Annotated in this window: 16 protein-coding genes; 1 reads left to right on the top strand and 15 read right to left on the bottom strand. The window is 37.0% G+C overall.

Annotation, left to right across the window (positions count from 1 at the left end):
- Positions 1-367: 367 nt before the first annotated feature.
- Positions 368-583 carry a hypothetical protein gene (locus tag D9782_RS21220; protein WP_121603973.1) on the bottom strand — a complete coding sequence of 72 codons (216 nt, stop codon included), beginning with the start codon at positions 581-583 and terminating at the stop codon, positions 368-370.
- 265 nt (positions 584-848) lie between these two features.
- On the opposite strand from D9782_RS21220, the gene D9782_RS21225 reads away from it, so the two are divergent.
- On the top strand, positions 849-2195 hold the full coding sequence (locus tag D9782_RS21225) for an IS4 family transposase (RefSeq protein ID WP_121604372.1): 1347 nt from the start codon (positions 849-851) through the stop codon (positions 2193-2195).
- 284 nt (positions 2196-2479) lie between these two features.
- Here D9782_RS21225 and D9782_RS21230 read toward each other — a convergent pair whose 3' ends face one another.
- From D9782_RS21230 to fliS, 14 genes are all read right to left on the bottom strand, one after another.
- Positions 2480-3679 (bottom strand): PDZ domain-containing protein, encoded by a 1200-nt coding sequence (locus tag D9782_RS21230; RefSeq protein WP_240455768.1) that lies wholly within the window; start codon positions 3677-3679, stop codon positions 2480-2482.
- A 110-nt stretch (positions 3680-3789) separates the two neighbouring features.
- A complete protein-coding gene (locus D9782_RS21235) occupies positions 3790-5247 on the bottom strand; it encodes a S41 family peptidase (protein ID WP_121605675.1) in 1458 nt (485 codons plus the stop codon).
- 236 nt (positions 5248-5483) lie between these two features.
- Positions 5484-6854 carry a murein hydrolase activator EnvC family protein gene (locus D9782_RS21240; protein ID WP_121605676.1) on the bottom strand — a complete coding sequence of 457 codons (1371 nt, stop codon included), beginning with the start codon at positions 6852-6854 and terminating at the stop codon, positions 5484-5486.
- A 78-nt stretch (positions 6855-6932) separates the two neighbouring features.
- Positions 6933-7826 carry a permease-like cell division protein FtsX gene (gene ftsX / locus D9782_RS21245; RefSeq protein ID WP_026682009.1) on the bottom strand — a complete coding sequence of 298 codons (894 nt, stop codon included), beginning with the start codon at positions 7824-7826 and terminating at the stop codon, positions 6933-6935.
- Entirely contained in the window at positions 7816-8502 is a 687-nt protein-coding gene (gene ftsE, locus D9782_RS21250) for a cell division ATP-binding protein FtsE (RefSeq protein ID WP_026682010.1), read from the bottom strand. Before ftsE ends, ftsX begins: the two co-directional genes overlap by 11 nt.
- Before the next feature lie 484 nt (positions 8503-8986).
- Entirely contained in the window at positions 8987-9355 is a 369-nt protein-coding gene (cccB, locus tag D9782_RS21255; protein WP_026682011.1) for a cytochrome c551, read from the bottom strand.
- A 231-nt stretch (positions 9356-9586) separates the two neighbouring features.
- A protein-coding gene (gene prfB, locus D9782_RS21260) for a peptide chain release factor 2 (protein WP_121605677.1) occupies positions 9587-10688 on the bottom strand; the annotation gives its coding sequence in 2 pieces (ribosomal slippage) (positions 9587-10615 and positions 10617-10688; 1101 coding nt in all).
- A 71-nt stretch (positions 10689-10759) separates the two neighbouring features.
- Entirely contained in the window at positions 10760-13273 is a 2514-nt protein-coding gene (secA, locus tag D9782_RS21265; RefSeq protein WP_121605678.1) for a preprotein translocase subunit SecA, read from the bottom strand.
- 487 nt (positions 13274-13760) lie between these two features.
- A complete protein-coding gene (locus D9782_RS23230; protein ID WP_162986482.1) occupies positions 13761-13901 on the bottom strand; it encodes a hypothetical protein in 141 nt (46 codons plus the stop codon).
- 84 nt (positions 13902-13985) lie between these two features.
- Positions 13986-15515: an alkyl hydroperoxide reductase subunit F gene (ahpF, locus tag D9782_RS21270; protein WP_026682014.1), complete on the bottom strand. Its 1530-nt coding sequence runs from the start codon at positions 15513-15515 to the stop codon at positions 13986-13988.
- A 12-nt stretch (positions 15516-15527) separates the two neighbouring features.
- The gene (gene ahpC / locus D9782_RS21275; protein WP_026682015.1) at positions 15528-16091 is read right to left on the bottom strand and encodes an alkyl hydroperoxide reductase subunit C; all 564 of its coding nucleotides are present in this window, start codon (positions 16089-16091) and stop codon (positions 15528-15530) included.
- 543 nt (positions 16092-16634) lie between these two features.
- A complete protein-coding gene (hpf, locus tag D9782_RS21280) occupies positions 16635-17192 on the bottom strand; it encodes a ribosome hibernation-promoting factor, HPF/YfiA family (RefSeq protein ID WP_121605679.1) in 558 nt (185 codons plus the stop codon).
- Positions 17193-17669: 477 nt separating this feature from the next.
- Entirely contained in the window at positions 17670-18023 is a 354-nt protein-coding gene (locus D9782_RS21285) for a flagellar protein FliT (RefSeq protein ID WP_026682017.1), read from the bottom strand.
- Entirely contained in the window at positions 18023-18424 is a 402-nt protein-coding gene (gene fliS / locus D9782_RS21290; protein WP_026682018.1) for a flagellar export chaperone FliS, read from the bottom strand. Before fliS ends, D9782_RS21285 begins: the two co-directional genes overlap by 1 nt.
- Positions 18425-18447 lie beyond the last annotated feature (23 nt).

The raw sequence follows: 18447 nt of genomic DNA on the forward strand, positions 1-18447 counted from the left end.
TTCCTTACCCGATTTGCAGATTACTCAGACAACGTGAATTATTATAGTTTTCTGAATTAATCGTATATTTAATATAACACCTTATTTCGTTTAGTACAAACCCGTACGACGAACTTTTTATAGATTTTAGCTTAAGCACAAAGACAGAAACACTCGGTAAGCGACTAAGTACTGAACCACTTCGCATGAGATGAGCGGGTTGGTGTTAACTTTCGCGACGAAAACAGGGAAGTCTATTAGTAGCTGAGCACTGTAACAGAAAGTTAACACGGCTTTTCTTTTTTACTTGAATACATAAGAAAAACTGAGCAAAATTCGCTCAGTCCTTATCACTAAATGCTCAGATTTACGCTTCCTCTAGTAGCTATTATGGAATAATAGCTACTGCTTGCTTGACCACCACTCCGGCTGCCCACTTCCCTTTCCGTGGGGTTTGTCCTTCAGCTAACTTTTTTAGCAAAACCCGCTCAAAAAAGTGGATCTTCAGGTCAAACATTTCCCACAGGAGTTGAAGTGGCCGGCCTTCGCTATTATCAGGCTCTACAACGCTAGCATGAAGTAACACAGCTGCTTTTATACTCACGGATAACGATTTTCACTTTACCCATTGTAAAAAAGTCAACCTATTACTTATGACAAGAATTGTTGCACCTTCTCATAGCGGAGACTAATTACGTAGACTCCTGCGGGATTAGCGCGAGCCGAAAATCCACTTTGCAACGTGTTCTTCTTTGCAAAGTTAGTTGAGGCCGTGCCCCATAGCCGTCAAGTTAAGCAGGATATTTTAAAAACCAAAAAGTTATTCGTTATCCTGACATTATAAATGGAATAATTTGGAGGGATTACGTATGGCTAAGCAATATCATTTTGACTCGTTTGTAAAGAGTGTGCACGATATTTTATCTATTTCTGAACTTCGCAATGTTGCTCGAGAATCAGGTTTTGTACAACGATTGAAGAAGATAATGCCGGAAGATTTCTTAAGTATATGTGCCTTCTTACATGAAAAAGTTGGTACGGAGGGGCTAGGACAGCTCTGTGCTTCCCTTTCTCGTGAATCAGAAATATCCATATCTAAACAAGCCTTACATCAACGATTAGACGAGAAAGGAGTGGCTTTTTTAAAACAAGTTTTTATGCAGTTAGCGGAAAAACAACAGATATTATCGTTACCATCTCCATCTGATTATCCTTTTTCTCGGATCCGTATCTTGGATGGCACATCCTTTCAAGTAAAAAAGAACAACGCGAGTTATTGGGATGGAGTGAAAATACAATTAGAATATGAGCTGTATCAAGGGAATTTTTTGCATACGTTGTTCTATGGACCAAGAGACAGTGATCACGATGCAGCTGAAGAATTGGCAGATACAATAGGAGAAGAGGACCTTATCTTGCGTGACCTCGGCTATTTCTCAGGAGATCACTTTAAAAAAATAGATCGAGCAGGAGCCTATTATATTACTCGTGTTCCTGCCAATATGACCTATTGGACATTGGATGACAAGCAACGAAGAATCCAAATAAAGCCTGAAGAAGATGCCATGCATCTAGCTCCAGGAGAGATACAGGATTATGGGTTCATTCAATTAGGTGTTAAGGGAAAAAATACATTTCATGCCCGTGTAGTCGTACAACGATTAACCGAAGAGCAACAAAAACAGAGAGATACCTATTTAAAAGAAAGAAGACGGAAAGGGGGGCATACCCAATCCGCCAACAAGAAGAATCATATCCAAATTCTTGCTACCAATATAACACAAGAAGAAATGGATGAGCAAACCTTGTATCCTATCTATTCCTTGCGTTGGCAAGTGGAGATTCTCTTTAAAACATGGAAATCGTTATTTGAAATTGATGATGTGCAGGCAATGAATACCGACCGCTTTTACTGTCATTTGTATGGGACTTTAATTCATATTCTTCTTTCTTCGATGATTGCTTTTCAGTGCCGTTACTGCCTTTACGAAAGGTATCAACTAGAAGGGAGTGAGTACAAATGTATCAACCATGCGAGAAACGCAATAGTAGAGACGAAGGGGTATTCACTCTATCACCTTTCTTCTTTGAAAGCTCTCATCGATAATATTTACCAGAACATATACCGGCATGGAAGGAAAGATCATCGTTGTCAGCATAAAAGTCCTTTTGATGTCTTAAACATTGCGTATAAAGTACATTTCCGTGCCGCGTAAGTAAAAGTGTAAAAAAGAAAAACAAGTACCCATAAAAGAATACGGATTAAACTGGAAAAATATGTTTATATTTTCATTGCACCGTACTTCTTTTTTATTAGCTTGACGGCTATGGGCCGTGCCCGCGGAAAGCGAAGTAATTAGTCGGAGCATTGCCAATATACATCAAACATTTCAAAATAACTACTTGGCTTAACGCAGTCATTGCACTGATTTTATACTTTCTTAACTTATTAAAAAAACTGCCTTGGGATGGGATAGCCATCTTCAAGCAGTTTGTCCTTCTAACTTCCATATCCTATTTTGTTTTGTTTAATTCTACGATGCGGGCTGGAAGTAAAGATAATCCCTAATTCATGATGATCCCCTTCATATAAAGCGCCTTGCAGAAAACGCTTCTCACCGGCTCGATCAATTATTTCTAATTTAAAGAAAGCACCGCTTTTCTGTAGCGCCTCATAGAACTCCGTAATACTGACAACTTTATTTCCATTTACTCTCGCAATTGATTCTCCAGCTAATATATCTAAACGATCTGCTGGAGAATTAGGAATAACAGACAAAACTTTTAGCCCCTTATCAGTAGGTTGAAAAAAGCCTGATCGTTCATGATCTTTCGTACGATGTCGATAATTTAGATACTCTCTTCCAGCTATTCCTACAATTACTCCTGCCAAGGAAAGCCATGAATAATAGCTACTTCCCCATGCAGTTAGAAGCACAAGGAAACTGAGAATCATCATGGATTTCGCCAATTTACCAGCCGAAACCATGGGATCGTTACCTCGAACAATATGATCAAATCCAATGATAAAAGGAATCAATATTAAGCTAAAGGACTGCTCCCCTATTGTAAAATAGGGCCAATATGGAGCAAAAGAGGTTATTAAGCCTGTTGGTATAAGTATGAAAAAAGGAATCACAGCCAGCTTTTTTATATGATGCTGTCCCATCCACCCCCCTCGGCTACCTTGAACAAGTTCTGGATAGGTTTTGCCTTTGCGTGCCTTTAATAAGAGAATGCTTTCAGCAACAAGGAATATACCTATTAAGATAACTAATCCTTGGTAATTAATAGTAGAAAATAATTCGGCTGAGACTATCTTTTGCTTCTCCATTACAGTTGGAAGGAATAGGAGTACGAAATAGGAAATTCCCAGTGTATAGCTTGCAGAAAGTAATGTGAATCTCCCAGTAATACTGACAAGAATTGTTATGATACAAAATAGCAGGATCGTTGTATATGAAAAAACAACCCCTAGCCCAATAGTTATAGCTGACACAATTAGTCCTAATAGAATAGAATAAAGCCATGTGCCCTTCCACTCAGAGAACATATCAAATATCTTTATCCCAAAATCCATTCTCTCTCTTCTAATTCTCTTTTTCCCTGCAAGAAAAACTAATAATATGGCCCAATATAATAATGGATTTAGAAGGACCCTTCCAATCCCCTTAACGATTTCAATGAACCAAGCTTCCAACAATATACTCACCTTCTCTATGCAACGATGTACTATTTCATTTATTCGACATCAAGGGAATGACTTCCTGCTCGATTGGAAAATCCGCGAGTAATACCCGCGGATTACTATTATTCGTATATTTCTGCTAAAGCTTTTTCTAACTGCTTATCGTCTTCACCATTTCTTATTTTATCAACAACCGCTGTTTCGATTAATCCTGCCGTTTTTTCATCTACCTTACCAGTTGAACTCACATCATTGGCAGATTGAAAATCTTTAACAGCTTCTTCCGTTTTTTCACTAAAATAGCCATCTATTCTTCCAGGATCATAACCTAATCCTTTTAACATAATCTGCACATTCTTAATATTATCTCCTGTATGATCAAGAGTCAGTGGCTCTTCAATCTGTACGGGATTTGTATAATAATAATCTGCTTGCTTTGCTTCAATGGTAGGTTTTACCCCTTTTTCATGAATCCAATTGCCTTCAGGGGAGAGCCATTTAAAAAATGTTAATTTGATGGTACTTCCATCGCCCAATGGAACTGCTTGCTGAACGGTACCTTTACCAAAACTTGTTTGACCAACTACATCATAGCCCATTTCTTTCATAGCAACTGCCAAAATTTCAGATGCTGATGCACTTCCCTCATCAATTAATACACTAATTGGATACTCTTTTCTCTCCTCAAGTTCAGAATATGAAGGAGATTTTTCTCCATTTTGATCTTCTACTTGAACGTAAGGCATATCATTTGGGACGAATTGTTTTAATATATCCTCCACGACATCTAATAAACCGCCTGGATTTCCTCGGACATCAATAACCAGCCCTTTAATTCCATCCTTTTCCATCTTATCTAGCTGTTCTGTAAATTCATCAGCTGTACGCTCAGAAAAATTGGTTATTTCGATAATACCCGTTTTCTTTCCATCTACTGTTTCCGTTTTGCTATAAACGGTTTCAACTGGAATAGTGTCTCGTGTAATTGTCACATTAAATGGTTCAGAAACTCCAGCACGCTGTATTTCTAGCTCAACTTTAGACCCTTTTTCACCGCGAATCTTAGCCACCGCTTCATTAAGATTTAACCCATCTAAACTTTCCCCATCTACTTGAAGCACTTGGTCGTTAGGTCGTAGGCCAGCTTTTTCCGCTGGTGAATCTTTAATTGGGGCCACAATGGTTACTGTATCATTCACCATACTTACTTCCGCACCAATACCTTCGAACGAAGACTCAATTTGCTCATTAAATTGCTTCATTGTCTCCACGTCCATATACGAACTATACGGATCCTCTAATGATGTCAGCATCCCTTGAATTGCTCCTTCAATTAATTGCTGATCATCTACATCCTCTAAATAATTTTCTTTTATAAGATTAAACGCTTGACCTACTTTGTTCATTTCCTTTGGGGTATTTGTCTCTTTAGCCCCCTCTATATTTTCAGTTATCGCTTTATTATCTTGTGCGTCATTATTATTAGACTGAGCAAGCTTTACACCAGCATAGCCGCCTCCAAGTCCTAAAAGTAATGCACAAACGAGAAGTAGTACTATATGTATCTTTCTTAAATTCATTATTTCACCCCAACTATTTTAATCAAAATAACATGTAATATTAAAAAGCATACCACTATCTTTCTCTTATGACTATGGTTTTACTACGCTTTTTATGTAATTATACAACGAAAGAGCAGAAAAAGACATCATACCATAAAGGATGATGCCTTTTTCTAATACTTACAATTGCTCATTTCAATCCAATGCTATTATTTTCGTATACACTAACAATCTTTAGAAAACAGCCTTTGCAATTAATTTAAGTAATTTAATGGGTTTACAGAATTACTTTTTGCAGCATTCCAGCCACCAACATGTACCTCAAAATGTAAATGTGGTCCAGTCGATGCACCAGAGTTCCCTGTTGCCCCAATTTGCTGACCTTGGCTAACAACCTGTCCAGCTGAAACGGATATACTGCTTAAATGTGCATATAATGTTGTATAGGTTGTACCGTCAATGTTATGGGTAAGCATAATGGTATTACCATATCCACTCATAACACCCGCTCTAATAACGACACCTGAAGCAGCAGCTTTTAATGGTGTGCCTATAGATGCTCCAATATCCATACCAGCATGTAACTTTTTCTTACCTGTTATAGGGTGGACTCTATATCCATAATCAGAGGTTTTATAACCAGCTGCTGGCCAAATAAAGATACCGCTTCCTCCACCTGATCCACCAGAGCCTGAGCTAACAGAAGACTGAGAATTACCAGAAGAAGAATTAGTGGTTGCCTTTTTTTGTTTTTCCTTCTCCTTAGCTAATTGTGCTAACTTACTCTTTTCGTTCTCCGCTACCTGCTTCGCTTTTTCCACAGCTGACGCTTGTGCAGCAAGTATCTCTTTTTCTTCTTGCACACTCACTTTATATTCTTCTAAATCTTCATGCTCTTTTTCTAGTGAAGCCATCATCGTTTCTTTCTCAGACATTTGCTTGTTAAGTTGCGATTTCAAAGCAACTAGCTCTGATTTCTGAGCCTCTAATGCTAACTTACGATCTTCTACTTCACTTTTCTTATTCTCAACGTCCGCCTTGTTTTTTTCTAAGGCCAATTTATCAGCAGTTTGTGCTTCCATTATTGTTTTGTCTTGATCCATAATTGTGTTTACCGCTGAAGAGCGACTAATAAAATCACCGAAGCTTTGCGAACCAAGAATAACCTCTATGTATTTCATGTTACCGCCATTCTTTTGTATATTACGTAGGCGGTCTTTCAGTAACTGTTCACGTTTTTTTATGCGTTCTTTCAATAGTACAATTTCTTCTTTTAACTTTTCAATTTGGCTCTTTAAATCCTCAATCTTTTTATTTGTCGTAGAAATCTCATTTTCTTTATTTTCAATTTTATTCCTAGTATTGGAAAGCTTTTGGTCAATTGAATTTATATCAGCTTCTACCGAATCCTGCTTGTTTAAATTTTTATCAATTTTTTCTTCCGTTTCTTTTTTATCACGATTTAATTCGCTTTGCTCTTTTTCGAGTTCCTTTTGTTCCTTTTCCAAGTCACTTATCTTTTTATCGAGCTCGTCTGTTGACTCAGCTGACACCGGGCTAGTATAGAAGGATAGTGATGTGCTTACTAAAATGACCGTCAGCAAAGATGGTATTACTTTCTTCATTCAAATATTCCCCTTTCCCTCTGTATAAATTTCAAACAATGCTCCAAAATGGCTCCTCACAAATGACAAACGCACAAACTAAACCTTTAAGAATTTACGTACACTCATAACACTTCCCCATACACCAATGACTGCACCAATGGCTAAAATAATCAACGATAGCTGTATCGCGAATGGATTATATGGCAAAATTTCAACGAAGCTGTAGTGAATACGCTGGCTCACTGTATTAGCTAAGTAATAATAGCCTGAAAGCACAATGGCAATTGGTATAATTGATCCTAATATTCCGAGCAACATCCCTTCGATAAAAAACGGCCATCTGATAAAGCCGTTGGTTGCACCAACTAGTTTCATAATGCCAATTTCCTTACTACGTGCCATAATTGTAATTTTAATCGTGTTGGAAATAAGAAAAATAGCTGTAAATAACAAGCCTACAATTAAGACCAATCCGATTGATCGTGCGTATTTATTAAATTCAAAAAGCTTTTCTACAACACCTTGACCATAATTAACCTCTTGAACGCCTTTAAGCTCTGAAATCTTCTTTGCGACCGGAGCAGTATCCTGAGGATCTGCTGTTCGTACAATGTAAACATGGTTTAAAGGATTATCCTGTTCAAACATTTGCCACGTTTGACCATTTTCACCCATGCTGTCAATTAATTTATTTAACTCATCATCCTTAGATGAGAAAACAACCGAATCTACACCATCAATCTGCTTAATCTCGTTACCTAGTTGCTGTATCTCTTGTTGGTTTATAGTCAAATCTATCAGGGCATTAATCTCAACATCGTCCTCGATATTGTCAGCCATCTGATTTAAGTTCATCATTAGCGCTAAAAAAGCACCAACTAAAATCAACGTAGTTGTTACAGCACCAACTGATGCGATCGTCATCCAACCGTTTCGTCCAATATTTTTAAACCCTTCACGTATATGACGCATTAATGTTCTAATTTTCATAGCCGTAATCACCTCGGTGTTCATCTCTTGCGATTAATCCATCTTCAATGGCAATTACACGGTTTTTGAAAGTATTAACAATTTCCTTACTATGTGTAGCCATAATTACCGTTGTTCCACGATCATTGATTTCTTCTAAAATTTTCATGATGCCCCAGGACGTATCTGGATCTAAATTCCCTGTTGGTTCGTCAGCAATCACAATTTTGGGATGGTTTACAATAGCTCTAGCTATAGAAACGCGCTGCTGTTCACCACCTGAAAGTTCATCAGGAATGAACCGAGCCTTATTTTTAAGACCAACAAGCTCTAGAACATCCATCACTCGTTTTCGAATCAAACTTGGGGGCTGCTCTATTACTTCTAATGCAAAAGCAATATTTTCATAGACTGTTAGTTTTGGGAGTAATTTAAAGTCTTGGAATACAACTCCAATATCCCTACGTAACAGGGGAACTCTTTTTTCTTTTATTTCATTTACGTTAACATCGTTTATGTAGATGGAACCTTTAGTTGGCCTGACTTCCCGGTACATTAATCTTATAAATGTTGATTTCCCAGCACCGCTTGGTCCTACAATATAGACGAATTCGCCTTGCTTAATATCGACATTTATACCATTAAGTGCTGTTACACCATTGGCATATGTTTTATATACGTCTTTCATTAATATCATAATGCAATCACCTTTATCTTTTAGTTGTCATTCTTAGATGTGTGCCTCTTTTTTTTAGAATTCATAACAATACACGCTTCCATTTTTAATTAATCATATGTAAGTGATACTCCATCATTATAACATCTTTCGCCAGGATTTTTAGACATAAAATTATTACATTTATATTTCAAAAGTCGTAGTTTATTGAAATATTTTGTCATATTTTAAATAAATAAGTGGGTTTTCAGGCGAAAATCAAGTGGAAATATGAGTAAAAATACCTATTTTCATAAATTAAACTGAATTTCAACTCACTTCAGACCTAGTATCATTTAACGGTTGCGCTATCTATATATATACGTTAATTGTGTTGAGAAGCAGGGGGTGGTTTCGAGAAGGATTCTGTTTTTAAAGCTTTTTTTGTCGAAGGATAGTTATTGAAGTCAAAATAAAAAGCTTGTCTACTGAATATCTTCAATCAGACAAGCCTTTTAATCATACATTATTTTTTTTGAGCTAACCAATCTGCAAGTAATTGTACGTCATCTCCAGATGCCATGCCAGGAGGCATAGATCCTTTACCATTTTTAATTATGTCGGCAATTTCATCTGAGGAAAGCTTCGAACCAACCTGTGTTAGATCAGGGCCATTCCCACCTGATAAATCAGCGCCGTGGCAGGAAGCACAATTACTTTTGAATACATCTTCAGCAGCAGCGGTATCTACAGCTCCACCTTCTGAATCTGATGGCTCTTCTGTGCCAGTATCCCCGTTATCAGCTGGCTCTTCAGAAGCATTATCGTCCCCACCGCCACATGCACCGAGCACAAGTGCAGTACCGAAAAGCATTGTTAATAACCACTTTTTCATAGCCTAAATCCCCCTATCAAAAATATTGTAATGGCTTAACAGTTTTATTATAACCCATTATGTGGGTTTTAAAACCCTTTATACCAACATTAAATAACACGAAAAGGGCTAGAAAGCAATTGCCATACGGACTAAGACCATTTGTGTCCATTTCATGAAATTATTGCTAATAACAGCTATTTGCAGCATTTTTCTAAGCTCTAATTATCTACAGGTGATTTCTTACTTATTTTATTTCATCTGATATCTTAAATAAGCATCAATAAATGGATCAATCTCTCCGTCCATTACACCTTGTGTATTTCCTACTTCTACATTTGTACGGTGATCCTTTACCATAGAATACGGATGAAAAACATAGGAGCGAATTTGACTTCCCCAGCCAATTTCCATTTGCTCGCCACGAATTTCGGCTAATTCCTGCTGTTGTTTTTCAATTTCCAATTGATATAATTTCGATTTTAACATTTTCATCGCAGCTTCTCTGTTTTTTATCTGTGAGCGCTCATTTTGACACGTCACGATTACATTTGTAGGTAAATGGGTAATACGCACAGCTGAATCAGTAGTATTAACATGCTGCCCTCCTGCACCACTCGCTCGATACGTATCTACCTTAATATCTTCTGATTTCATTTCAATATCTACATCCTCGGTCATTTCTGGCGTTACATCACAGGACACAAAGGATGTGTGGCGGCGCCCTGAAGAATCAAATGGTGATATTCGTACCAATCGGTGTACACCTTTTTCAGCCTTTAAATAACCGTAAGCATTGTGACCTTTAATTAATAACGTAACGCTTTTCAATCCCGCTTCCTCACCGGCTAAGTAATCTAACATTTCTACTTTGAAGTTTTTTGTTTCTGCCCAGCGTTGATACATTCTTAATAGCATGCTCGCCCAATCCTGAGACTCTGTTCCACCAGCGCCTGGGTGTAGCTCCAGAATCGCATTATTAGCATCATACGGCTCACTTAAAAGAAGCTGTAGCTCAAAATTGTTCATTTGTATGCGCAGTTCATGGAGATCCTTTGTAAGATCCTCAAATAACTCTGCATCATTTTCTTCCTTTACTAACTCATAGGATACCTCTAAATTGTCAAGAAACTCTTCTAATTCCTCAAATTTATTCACATATTCCTTTAAACCATTAACCTCACTAATGACTTTTTGTGCTGTTTCTTGGTCATCCCAGAATGATGGAGCAGCCATTTTTAATTCTAACTCTTTAATACGTTGAGTTTTTTCGTCTAAGTCAAAGAGACCCCCTAAAATCATTAATTCGCTTACTCATTTGGTCTAATTCATTTCTTATTTCAACTAATTCCATCCTAATCACCTCAATTTGTATTTGGCAATAAAACACTCCACTGGTTTCAGCGGAGTGCTTTATCCATTTCACTATTTCCCATGGCAATTTTTATATTTTTTACCACTGCCGCACGGACAAGGGTCATTACGACCAATATCCTGTTGTTTTACAAATGGCTTACGTGTTTTCTTTTTCTCTTCCTGACTGCCGGAAACTGCCTGTGTATTTTTCACAACTTCCTGCCGTTGCAGATTATCTCTAATTTCAGCTTTCATAATGTACTTGGCAACTTCTTCGTTAATATTTTCGATCATTGCTTCAAACATTGAGAAGCCTTCAAGTTGATATTCACGTAACGGATCATTCTGTCCATATGCACGTAAATGAATTCCTTGACGTAATTGATCCATTTGATCAATATGATCCATCCATTTCGTATCAACCGTTCTTAAGAGAATTACTTTTTCAAACTCGCGCATTTGTTCTTCTGTTAGTTCTTGTTCTTTTTGATCATAGCGAGCTCTCACTCTCTCCATAATCCATTCATTGATTTCCTCTGGATCTTTTCCTTTTAAATCATCTACAGCAATTTGATCTTGATCTAGGAGGCTACCTTGTACATATTCAACAATCGCCTTATAATCCCAATTATCCTCATCATCATCCTGCGTATGTGTTGCTACAACACGTTCAAGTGTTGAAATAATCATGTTCTCAATAATCTCTCGTAATTCTGTTTCAGATTCAATAACATCAAAGCGTTGCTTATAAATAATTTCTCTTTGTTCTCGTAAAACATCGTCATAAGATAGGACTGTTTTACGTGCATCAAAGTTATTCCCTTCCACTCGTTTCTGAGCTGATTCAACAGCACGAGATACCATTTTACTTTCAATTGGCTGTGAATCTTCCATTCCGAGTCGCTCCATCATCGATTTCAAATTATCAGAGCCAAATCGACGCATTAACTCATCTTCCATGGATAGGTAGAATTGAGACATCCCTGGATCACCTTGTCGTCCAGAACGTCCACGTAACTGATTATCGATACGACGTGATTCATGACGTTCCGTACCAATAACAGCGAGTCCTCCAAGATCAACAACACCTTCACCTAACTTAATATCGGTTCCGCGTCCAGCCATATTAGTAGCAATGGTTACGGCTCCCTTTTGTCCAGCATTCTCTATTATCTCTGCTTCGCGAAAGTGATTTTTAGCATTTAATACATCATGTTTCACGCCAGCCTTCTTCAATAATTTGGATATTAACTCAGAAGTTTCAACAGCAACAGTACCAACTAATACTGGCTGTCCTGTTAAGTGACGTTCTTTTATTTCCTCTACAACTGCTTGAAACTTACCTTGCATGGATTTATAAATCAAATCAGCTCGATCGTCTCGGATAATCGGTTTATTTGTCGGAATAGCAATAACATCCATATTATAGATGTTTCTGAACTCTTCCTCCTCCGTTTTCGCCGTACCAGTCATACCAGCCAATTTATTATACATTCGGAAGAAGTTTTGAAAGGTAATAGACGCAAGCGTCATACTCTCGTTTTGAATTTGTAATCCTTCTTTCGCTTCTATTGCTTGATGTAAGCCATCACTATAACGACGACCTTTCATTAATCGACCAGTGAATTGGTCTACAATAACTACTTCGCCTTCTTCTACCACATAGTCATCATCACGATGCATCGAAACATGAGCCTTCAGAGCCTGATTAATATGATGCGTTAATGATACATTGTTTAAATCAAACAAGTTCTCAATCGAAAAATAGCTTTCCGCTTTATTTATCCCTTCCTCTGTAAGTTGTACCCCCTTTGTTTTTTCATCGTAGGTATAATCACCTTCCTTGGAAAGTGTACTTACAAAGCTATTCGCTTGCTGATAAAGTGACGCAGACTTCTTAGCTGAACCGGAAATAATTAAAGGTGTTCGTGCTTCATCTATTAATATCGAGTCAACCTCATCAATAATTGCAAAATTCAAAGGACGTTGTACCATTTGCTCCTTGTAAAGGACCATATTATCTCTCAAGTAATCAAAACCATATTCATTGTTCGTACCATAGGTAATATCCTGATTATACGCTTCCCTTTTTTGTTCTTTTGATAACCCATTTCCATTAAGCCCAACTGTTAGTCCTAAAAATTGATAGAGCTCTCCCATCTCCTGCGCGTCACGACTTGCCAAATAATCATTGACTGTAATTATATGAACACCTTTACCAGAAAGTGCATTTAAGTATGCAGGCATGGTAGAAGCTAATGTTTTTCCTTCCCCGGTTTTCATCTCAGCAATGTTACCTTCATGCAAAGCAATAGCACCCATTAACTGCGTTTGGAAAGGTCGCATTCCTAGTACACGTTTAGATCCTTCACGAACCACTGCATATGCTTCTACAAGCATATCGTCTAAAGTTTCTCCATTTTGATACCTTTCTTTAAACGCTTCTGTTTTTTCTTGTAGCTCCTGATCAGTTAACTTTTCCATTTCTGGTTCTAAAGCCTCTATTTTATCCACTGTTTTTTGCAGCCGATTCAATTGTCTTTGCGTTCCATCACCAAAAATTTTCTTTAATATTCCAGTCATTATACATGCACCTCAATATCTATCTTAAATAAGATTTTCTATCTGATTTTATACTATAATTATCGTACGTAAAGAATTAGCGTCTTTTATCAATAATAACACTTTCTAAAGAAAGATGACAACTACTGACATTGCACAGTTCTTAGATGAAAATTCTTGTATCTCTTCTGTTTTTCAAATGAATTATCAAGGGAATATGTTCCACTTCAAGTATGTATCAGTACAAATCAATGTAAAAAGAGTGGTTTGAGGATAAACCACTCTTCTAAGGAAAGGGATTATAGAGGATTCTGTGAGAAAAGACAGTCGCTTTTCTAGCGAAGTATGCTTAGGAATGTTTATAAAAGACTGTCGGAGAGACAAAGCGATATAAACATTCCTTTTTTAGACTGACATTGCTGTAAAATGTACGTGTTAGATCATTCACCTCCTAAATCATTTGCCTTATTTATATCACAACACTGGGTATCATGACTAATCACCATTTTTAAATTTTAGAGTTAAATTCGACAAATAATTCAAACGAAATAAGCTGTTCGGATAAGATTTTAATGACATTTTCCAAGAATGCCTTAGATAATCTAATCCATTTTAAGATTTCAGCAATTTTAATTACAATTTTCGACATTGATCCATTTGTACTATCAATTAAAAGAACCTCTTACTGCCGATTGGTAGTATAGAGGTCCTTTTATTATTGGCTATTTATTTACTAATTCCGGATAAGATAGTCAAATGCACCTAAAGATGCGTTCGCTCCTGATCCCATAGAAATAATGATCTGGTTATACGGTCCATCCGTACAGTCTCCTGCCGCAAACAATCCCGGAACATTCGTAGCTCCGTGCTTATCAACAATGACCTCACCGATGTGATTACACTCAACCTTACCATCTAACCACTCCGTATTTGGTACTAAACCTATTTGTACGAACACACCTTGTAAATCGATATGTTTTTCCATACCTGTGTGACGTTCTTTATACGTAATCCCATTTACATTGTCGGTTCCTGTAATTTCAGTTGTTTGAGCATTTGTCAAGACTGTGACATTAGCTAGACTATTAAGGCGCTTTTGCAAAACATCATCTGCTTTTAATTCTTGATTATACTCAAGAACAGTTACATGTCTTACTACGCCAGCAAGATCTATTGCAGCTTCAATTCCCGAGTTGCCACCACCGATAACCGCTACATCTTTTCCTTCAAACAAAGGACCGTCACAATGTGGACAATAGGCAACGCCTTTATTTTTGAATTCCTGTTCACCAGGAACGCCGACATTACGCCAACGAGCACCTGTTGCAAGGATGATCGTTTTGCTGTTAAGGACTGCTCCATTTTCAAGCGTAAGCTCAAAGAGGTCTTTCTTTTTTAAGCTACTAGATCGCTGTAAATTCATTACATCTATGTCATATTCTTTCACATGCTCTTCAAGACTTGCTACAAGCTTCGGACCTTCTGTATGTTTTACACTAATAAAGTTCTCGATGCTCAGTGTATCAAGAACTTGACCGCCAAAACGCTCCGTAACAATACCTGTTCGGATTCCTTTACGCGCTGCGTAAATTGCTGCACTTGCACCAGCTGGCCCACCGCCAATAACAAGCACATCATAGGGATCTTTGTTAGCAAGCTCAGAGGCATCCAATCCACTGCCTAACTTAGCAAGAATTTCTTCCATTGTCATACGGCCACTGCCAAAAGATTCCCCATTTAAATAAACCGTCGGCACTGCCATGACATTTTTATCTTCTACTTCTTCTTTATATGCTGCGCCATCAATCATCGTATGCGTAATATTAGGGTTAAGCACGGTCATTATATTTAGTGCTTGAACAACATCCGGGCAATTATGACAAGTAAGACTAATGTAAGATTCAAAATGATATTCTCCATTAATAGTTTGAATCTTATCTATAACGCTTTGGTCTACCTTCGGTGGCCTACCACTAACCTGCAGCAATGCTAACACTAATGATGTGAACTCATGACCTAAAGGAACACCTGCAAATACAACTCCTGTATCCTCTCCAACTCGATTCACACTAAAGCTAGGGGTTCTTTCTAAAGGAGCTTTTTCAACAGTTATTTTAGTAGACATAGTAGCTAGTTCTTCAAGTAGAGCCAGCATTTCATTAGAAATAGCATCCGAACCCACACTTACTTTAATAACAATATCGTTTTCTAATAGCTGCATATATTGATTTAATTGTGCTTTGATATCTGCTTCAAGTACCATTTCGTGCACTCCTTAGATTTTACCTACAAGATCAAGGCTTGGTTTAAGCGTTTCAGAGCCTTCTTCCCAATTAGCTGGGCAAACTTCGCCTGGGTTGTTACGAACATATTGAGCAGCTTTAATTTTGTTTACTAGCGTGCTTGCATCACGTCCTATACCATCTGCATTAATTTCCACTGTTTGGATAATACCATCTGGATCAATAATGAATGTACCACGATCTGCAAGACCTGATTGTTCATTTAGCACTTGGAAATTACGAGAAATAGTTTGCGAAGGATCACCAATCATCGCATATGTAATTTTTCCAATTTTTTCAGAGCTATCATGCCAGCCTTTGTGTACAAAATGTGTATCTGTAGAAACAGAATATACTTCAGCTCCAAGCTCCTTTAACGTGGCGTATTGATTTTGTAAATCTTCAAGTTCCGTTGGGCATACAAAACTAAAATCGGCAGGATAAAAGCAGATAACACTCCACTTGCCTTTAAAGTTTTCTTCCGTTACCTCAATAAACTCACCATTTTTATAAGCATTTGCTGTGAATGGTTGTACTTCAGTACCAATAAGTGACATAAATAATCTTCCTCCTAAAATGTGTTCTGAAAAGAAATGAAGCTTATGCTTTCATTTCCTAAAATAATTCTAATCACGTACTTATTATTAAGTGGATGTCGTTTTTTGTCAAGAAAAACACTGTATATGTTCGAATTATGTCACATTAAAGAGCCTTTAAAGGTTTTATATCAACATTCTATGTATATGTAAGAATATTTATTGATTATTATTCTCAACTAAACTTACAAACTAGAAGGAAGTATAGTAGCTGTTGTTTAGAGGAATAAAAACGCAAGCGCCCGATTAGAAATGTTGCTACTGGAGCGATTCAACGGAGATAAAGGAATTATGGTGTGCTTGCGAGCCGATGATGACTATCGTAGAGCGATGCGTAAAGTGCCTAGTTCCGGGTACTGAAGCAGGACGAGGCTCAACACACCCAGATTTATCTTTATAATTCCCAAGACTACGAAAAAGCCCACGAAGAAAATTTATATCCCTCCGTGGGCTTTTCGGTTAACTGTATTTTTCGATAACATCTTTTATATTTTCGATTCGGTTTTATGCATTCGGTTCAATTAATCCATATTTCCCATCATTACGACGGTAAACAACATTTGTATCTCCATTTGTTGCATTTTCAAAAACATAGAATGCATGTCCTAACATGTCCATTTGCAGAACAGCTTCTTCAGAATCCATTGGTTTCAAGTCAAATCGTTTCGTTCTTACAATTTCAATTTCATCAGATTCTTCTTCTAAAGCAACACTTGCTGCTTCTTTTTCTAATTCAGCAAACACATGTTTCGCTGCACCGTTTTGTTTAAATTTACGATTTACTTTCGTTTTATGCTTTCGGATTTGTCTTTCAAGCTTATCGACAACTAAATCGATGGCAGCGTAAAGATCTACGTGTTGAACCTCTCCGCGTAGTAACAGATTGGTCATTGGGATAGTAACCTCTATTCTCTGCTCATCATTATAGACACTTAAATTAACATGTACCTCAGATGTTGGTGGTGTATCAAAATATCTTTCTAGTTTACTTATTTTCTTCTCCACATAATCTCTTATTGATCCTGTCACCTCAAGATTTTCACCACGAATGTTAAATTTCATTAAAGTGTCCTCCTTTCAGCTTATATATATATTATACAACGTTTCCCAAGGAAATTCCTTTCTAAACTATTCAAACAGCAAATAAAACAGGGGGAATATTGGTCTATGCCTTGCTATTGCTAGAATTGACGGTTTACAATTTCCTTAAAAAATTTACAACTACTTCATACTTATTTCTCAACATAGTTAGAAATGTAAATAAATCTTAAAAAGAGAAAATAACTACAGTTGTAGAAATTTTCTCTTTTTCCTATTCACTATTCTATAAAGTGAAGCTTCCATCCGCTTTTTACTGAAAGAAATACGTACAAAGGCTTCATTCGCCACGTCCTGTGGCAACGCCTTTGTGACCTACTTCCATGTAGGCCCGAACCAATCGGACATTTACTGGCAGTTGATCCCTCACTTCACCATATTGGTTTTTCTTCATTGCTTGAGGTAGGGGCTTACTGCCAGTTATATGCGGGGAAAATATACTTAATTTTTACTATCCAAAAACATACCATCTTTGGACTGAACATTTTTATACGGATCACTATACTTTCTATTGGATTGTTTTTGTTTCTTTATTTGCTTCATTTCTAGCTTTAATTCATGAAATAGTTGCTGCATCTTATGTTGAATCCCATCATTTAAATCCACTAATGCTCGTCCCGTTTCCTTCTCCATATCTGAATAGGGTGGAGTCAATGCTTTCATCTGTTCTCCCCTTTTTTCAATCAGGGAATTTATTTGTGATATGACAGATTCACGATCCTTTGCATCGATTTTTTGCTCTAATACTTCTTTTAGTTTTATTGTAGTTTCATATAAAGGAGTTAATCGATTCATTAGACATGAGCACCTTGTGCATATTGTTTTTTGCGCGTCTCTAATATAACTTGTTTCCATGTATCTCGGAATTCGATAGTATAACCAAGTACTTCTTCTAATAAGGATGTATCATTTTTTATATTCGCTTCCTTTAACTGAAATAACATATACTCATAAAGTGGCAAGAATTGATTAGATATTTCAATTTTTGGATCCAAAGTGATCATTAATTCTTGAATTATTTTTTGTGCCTTTTGTATATTCGTATTTTTGGCTTCATAGTTTTTACTATCCAAATCCTTCATTGCTTGTTTTATAAATTTAATACATCCATTGTATAACATTAAAGTTAGTTCCGCACCAGAGGCTGTATTGACAGCATTATTTTTATATGCTTGATGTTGCTTATTCGGTGACATTTGGTTCACTCCTTAACTTACAT

Origin of the sequence: Virgibacillus sp. Bac332 (assembly GCF_003667785.1) — a bacterium.
Taxonomy (GTDB): Bacteria; Bacillota; Bacilli; order Bacillales; family Amphibacillaceae; genus Virgibacillus; species Virgibacillus salarius.